This is a genomic window from Arsenicibacter rosenii, from assembly GCF_001870735.1.
In the GTDB taxonomy this organism is placed as follows: domain Bacteria; phylum Bacteroidota; class Bacteroidia; order Cytophagales; family Spirosomataceae; genus Arsenicibacter; species Arsenicibacter rosenii.
In genome coordinates, this window is the sequence record NZ_MORL01000095.1 from 1 (window position 1) to 2,591 (window position 2,591).

General features: G+C 42.8%; 2 protein-coding genes. Both read right to left on the reverse strand.

The features are described from left to right. Window positions 1-405: 405 nt before the first annotated feature. The gene (locus BLX24_RS29950; protein WP_071506864.1) at window positions 406-1,491 is read right to left on the reverse strand and encodes a Fic family protein; all 1,086 of its coding nucleotides are present in this window, start codon (window positions 1,489-1,491) and stop codon (window positions 406-408) included. 289 nt (window positions 1,492-1,780) lie between these two features. Beyond that, window positions 1,781-2,591, reverse strand: an 811-nt coding sequence (locus tag BLX24_RS29955; protein ID WP_229201923.1) for an IS5 family transposase, incomplete at its 5' end; no start/stop codon positions are given.

A 2,591-nucleotide genomic window follows, 5' to 3' on the forward strand; every position in this document is an offset into this window, starting at 1 on the left:
CCGGTATAAACCGAAAACAGGAACAGATCCACTACCTTCTGCATGTTGTCAGTCCATGTCGTTGACTCCAGCGTAAAGACCTCCTGACGGGTCAGATGGCTGGTGTTGATCTTTTCCTTTCGTTTCAGCTTGAAGCTCGCCAGCGTATTTCATGCCGAAACAATGCCGAAACAGTGTGTAGTTTTCAGGGTGTTTTTGGGGATATGTTGGAACAGTGTTGGAAGAACAAAAGCCCCAAAACAGCGTGTTTTGGGGCTTTTGTTTGCTTCTAGCGGTCCGGAGGGACTCGATTAAGTTGCTGTTAATCAGAAGACTATACGTTTTCGTTTGTGGCGGTATCAAAAGTGTATCAAAATGCTGTCTTATCATCAAGCTTACCAGAGGATGGAAAATTGCAAAAGGTTATCACCCCGTAATTAAATCCATGAGTCTATAGTTGACATAGTAAATCTCTTTTTTATATTTTAAAGGGATCAGAACGCCTGCTTGAGCTAGTTGCTGGAGGTAAAGCGATGCTGTCTGGCGTTTGGCAATTCCGTTCAATTCCAATGTCTTGATTTTGACGTAAGGGTAGCTAAATAATAGATCGTTTATATCTCTGGCATTGGTATTAGGTAGCGTTTCTCTTACCTTTTCCAATGTGTCATGGTATAATCGTAGGATACCCTCAATTTTTTGAAGCGTTAGTGAAGATGTCTCTGCTATGGCTGATAGCATAAATAAAATCCACTCATGCCATTTCTGTTCTTCCGTAACAGCCCGAAGGAGCCGGTAGTAGTCGTCCTTATGGTTTATAATGTATGAACTCAGATATAACACCGGTAGCGTTAATAGCTTTTTTTGTACCAGGTATAATACATTGAGTATTCGCCCTGTTCTGCCATTACCATCTGCAAACGGGTGTATTGCTTCGAACTGATAATGAATCAACGCCATTTTGATCAGCGGATCCGGATCATCGGGATGGTCATCGTGGATGTATTGCTCTAGATCGTGCAGTTTCTCCCGGATCAACTGCTCCCCTTCAGGAGGGGTGTAAATAGCATCTTTAGTTTTTGAACTGATAAGGCGTGTCCCAGCTGCGTTTCTTATGCCGACCGTAGTAGCCTTTAAGCGTTGCATAACTTTCACCAAAAGATTAGTGGTGATCAAATCATGCTCGTTTAACATATGGTAACCTAAGTATAGAGCTTCTCTATACTGTAGTACCTCCTTTGTTGCCGGTTTATTTATATCATCCGGAGAGATCACGGCTCGGTAGAGTTCATCCTGAGTTGTAACAATGTTCTCAATAGCTGAGCTATCCTTACTTTCTTGCAGGACAATTGTATTTATGAGTAAAGAGGGATCAGGTAGGCTCAGGCATCGCCCTTTTAACTCTGCTAAAAGTTTATTAGCCTGATTGGTTGCCCTGAGAATCTCCTTTGTCTCTAGGTCGACCAGTGGCGGGAGCTTCACTAACTCATTGTAAGGTCTATTTTTATCGAACATAGCAGGAGACCATTTTAATCTGAAATGTACGACAAAAATATAACATGTCGATTAGAAGGGCATTTGATAAGCACGTTTTCCGGACATGTTTATTGAATGTACATGAAGCAAGAACGTGTCGATTAGAAGGGTATTTGATAAACACGTTTTGAAGATATATTTATCCAATAAACATGAAGCAAATACATGTCGATTAAGTGAGGATGCAATAAACACATCCTTGCCTCATGTTTATTGAGTGTACATGATGACTGATATATAATTGATCTACTTAGAACGTGTTGGGGAATTATATTTGGCTGATCGGTTTGATTCGTTGCAACATCATCTGAATGTTAGCTAAAAGTAGCCATCCAACCGAAGATGATAGAGTATATTCGTAATCTTTGACGATCCGCCGAAAAAAATTGGTCCAGGCAATGCTGCGTTCGACAACCCAACGTTTAGCTATCGGAACAAACCCTTGGGCCGATTCTGGGCGAGAAGCCCGCTCAAAATCAATGCCCCAATTGGCTGGTTCTTTGGCAAAAACACCTCCGTAGGCTCCATCGCCAAATACGATTCCGACCCGCTCACCATACCATAACACATCGCTCACCAGCGGCAGTGAAGCGGGCCCATCTGCTTCATTAGCGGCATGAACATGAACTGCCCACAAGCGACCACCGGTATCGACAAGTAGCTGTCGTTTACGTCCGTTAACTTTCTTATGCCCATCGAGTCCTCGGTATTCACAAATCATAGGATCTAACTTAACACGTTGACTATCAATACAAAAAACGGAGGGGTACGCTTGGCGATTTTCAGCTTTTCGGTCGAGTTGATTCAATTCCCGGTTGATTCGTTCGAAGGTTCCGTTGGTTTTCCATTTGTCAAAATAATAATAGACGGCTTGCCAATGCGGGTGTTCATCGGGTAAGTTTCGCCATTGACACCCAGTGCGAAGCAGCCATAAAATCGCATTCATAACGTCGCGTAAATCGAGTTTACGTTTGCGTTTGATGGGTAAAAAGGGCGATATTGCGGCCCATTGATAGTCGGTCAGTTTAGTAAACTGTTTGGTCATTTCCTTGTAGTTTGGCGACCACAAAGGTGACACG

Bases quoted from the DNA above. Each gene is read 5' to 3' on its own strand.
- BLX24_RS29950 (WP_071506864.1), bottom strand. From the start codon at position 1,491: ATGTTCGATAAAAATAGACCTTACAATGAGTTAGTGAAGCTCCCGCCA.